At 36.7% G+C, this 2,304-nt stretch carries 4 protein-coding genes and 1 pseudogene; all 5 read left to right on the top strand.

Annotated features, from left to right (window positions below; all coding sequences use genetic code 11):
- Positions 1–48 precede the first annotated feature (48 nt).
- On the top strand, positions 49–375 hold the full coding sequence (locus tag DWW13_RS18160; protein ID WP_117824591.1) for a YdcP family protein: 327 nt from the start codon (positions 49–51) through the stop codon (positions 373–375).
- A gap of 15 nt (positions 376–390) precedes the next feature.
- Positions 391–774 (top strand): YdcP family protein, encoded by a 384-nt coding sequence (locus DWW13_RS18155; RefSeq protein ID WP_118571152.1) that lies wholly within the window; start codon positions 391–393, stop codon positions 772–774.
- A 102-nt stretch (positions 775–876) separates the two neighbouring features.
- Complete coding sequence (locus DWW13_RS18150) at positions 877–1,518, top strand: DUF3796 domain-containing protein (RefSeq protein WP_118720794.1); 642 nt, start codon at positions 877–879, stop codon at positions 1,516–1,518.
- Positions 1,519–1,521: 3 nt separating this feature from the next.
- Entirely contained in the window at positions 1,522–1,725 is a 204-nt protein-coding gene (locus DWW13_RS18145) for a helix-turn-helix transcriptional regulator (protein ID WP_008787613.1), read from the top strand.
- Positions 1,726–1,793: 68 nt separating this feature from the next.
- Positions 1,794–2,304: pseudogene (locus tag DWW13_RS18140) on the top strand (ATP-binding protein); the annotation flags it as partial.

The following is a 2,304-nucleotide window of genomic DNA, read 5'->3' as shown; positions in this document are numbered from 1 at the left end:
AAATCACAATCAATTTATCAAAAATAGAAAGAAACGAGGTAAAACAATATGGAAATGAAATATGTCGTGCCAGATATGGCACAGTCTTTTGGAACTCTTGAATTTGCAGGCGAAAGCGACCATGTTTTTGACAGAGATAAAGATAACCGCAGATTTTTCGCAAGAAGAAGCTACAACCTTTATTCAGATGTGCAGAGAGGGGAAAATGTTGTGGTAGAAATTCCCGTGCAGGCTGGCGAAAAGCATTTCAAGTATGAACAGAAAGTAAAACTTGTCAATCCGAAGTTATACGGCAGAGGGTACGCAATCGGGGATGTGGGACATACCGATTATGTATTAGTAGCTGATGATATTGTAGCAGTTGAAGAAAAGTAAAGGAGTGAAGAATTTATGAGATTATCAAATGGATTTGTCATTGACAAAGAGAAAACATTTGGAAAATTAAAATTTACAGCGGTGCGTGATGTGTTCTTGCAAAATGAGGACGGGACACCGAGTACCCAGCTTAAAAAGCGTATCTATGATTTGAAGTGCAGTCTGCATGGTGGAATTATCCCCGTGTCCGTACCGCCAGAAGTACCGTTAAGGGAATTTCCTTACAATGCAGTTGTGGAGCTTGTCAATCCAGTAGCCGATACGGTATCAAGAAAAACCTATACGGGTGCAGATGTGGACTGGTATGTAAAGGCAGAGGATATTGTGTTGAAGAATAAAGGCAACCAGAACGCAGGTAGCCCACAGAACCCTACACCGCAGGGACAGCCGAAGAAATAAAAGTGATGTATTTGTCTTAATTTTGATTGACACGAACAATGCAGAGTGATATATTTATCTCATAAAGATACAAAAACATCTCATTTGAAAGGAGAGATAAATATGTCAAAGAAACAAATTAAAAAAATTATTTTTATGGGGGTAGGGTGTGCTTTATTGCTTATTGTTGGTACAATCTACTCCCTATTATACAATGATGGACGCTGGGTCAAAAATATGGATATGTCGGAATATGTATTTTCTTACAAGGATATTCCTATGTTAGTAATTGGAGCTTTAATAGCACTATATGCTATCTATATAGTAATTATCTGCTTTAAAAATGTCTTTTCAAAAAACAGCAGGGGAAAACGATATTCAAGAACAATTTCTCCTTACTGGGGATTTTGTGGAATGTTTGGTTTTCTGGGGTTTGGCGGATTTTGGACATACTATAAATTTGGAGAAATATTTCCTTTTGCTTTTTTCATATTTTTTGGTTTTTTCAATTTTTTCTTTGAAGGTAAACTTTCCCATATCTTAGAAGATGAGCTTTTTCAAGAAAATAAACGTAAGGCACAATTAGAAGCCTACAAGATAGGTTTTAAACTATTATTTGTAGTTATCTGGCTTATGGCAATAGGTATGTTTTCCCGTAATGTTGAGTGGTGTGCAATATTTATGCTGATTTCTGTTTCACTTATCTATGCTCTTGTTCTTTTTCTTAGCAACTATTTATTATATCGTTATGAAAAAAGGGAATAAATTATGGAAGCAAAGTTTGTATGTAATTTAAAAAAATATCGTGTAGCACAAGAATTAACACAAGAACAACTCGCTGACATTGTAGGTGTTCGTCGTGAAACTATTATGAGATTAGAAAAAGCACAATATAATCCGTCACTTAAATTGGCAATAGATATTTCAAGAGCTGTAAAAGCTCCGATAGAAGATATATTTATTTTTGAATAAAGACAGTTTAAAGCAGTTAGTCTTAGGATTGACTGCTTTTTTCTTACCCAGAAAGGAGTGATTGATTTATGCGTAAGATTTGGAACAAAGGACACCGTATCAGAGCCAGCGACAAGCACCTTGTCTACCATTTTTCCATAGGAACGCTTCTGTTTATATTCGCGGCGGTTCTTCTGCTACTGAATATAAAACAGATCATGCGTACCGATTGGGAGCATTTCAGCTTGTTAGAAAACGGCTTGACGCTCTCCCCTTACAACTTCATAACCATATTGATAGCGACGGGTGTTTGTGCATTGGTCGCTTTTCTATATTACCGCTTCTGTTACGACAGTTTCAAGAAGCTCCTGCACCGTCAAAAGCTGGCAAGAATGGTACTGGAAAATAAGTGGTATGAAGCCGATACCGTACAAGACAGCGGTTTTTTTACTGACCTGCAAAGCAGATCAAGGGAAAAAATCGTCTGGTTTCCAAAGATTTATTATCAAATGGAAAAGGGACTGCTTCATATCCGATGTGAAATCACATTAGGAAAATTTCAAGACCAGCTTTTACGGTTAGAGGATAAATTGGAAAGTG

The sequence above is a fragment of the Blautia sp. AF14-40 genome (assembly GCF_003479665.1).
Taxonomy (GTDB): domain Bacteria; phylum Bacillota; class Clostridia; order Lachnospirales; family Lachnospiraceae; genus Fusicatenibacter; species Fusicatenibacter saccharivorans.
Note: the sequence above shows the minus strand (reverse complement) of the source record. Positions and strands in the feature narration are given on the sequence as shown.

Excerpts from the sequence above, each read along its gene's own strand:
- DWW13_RS18150 (WP_118720794.1), top strand. The coding sequence starts at position 877 with ATGTCAAAGAAACAAATTAAAAAAATTATTTTTATGGGGGTAGGGTGT.
- DWW13_RS18155 (WP_118571152.1), top strand. The coding sequence starts at position 391 with ATGAGATTATCAAATGGATTTGTCATTGACAAAGAGAAAACATTTGGA.
- DWW13_RS18160 (WP_117824591.1), top strand. The coding sequence starts at position 49 with ATGGAAATGAAATATGTCGTGCCAGATATGGCACAGTCTTTTGGAACT.
- DWW13_RS18145 (WP_008787613.1), top strand. The coding sequence starts at position 1,522 with ATGGAAGCAAAGTTTGTATGTAATTTAAAAAAATATCGTGTAGCACAA.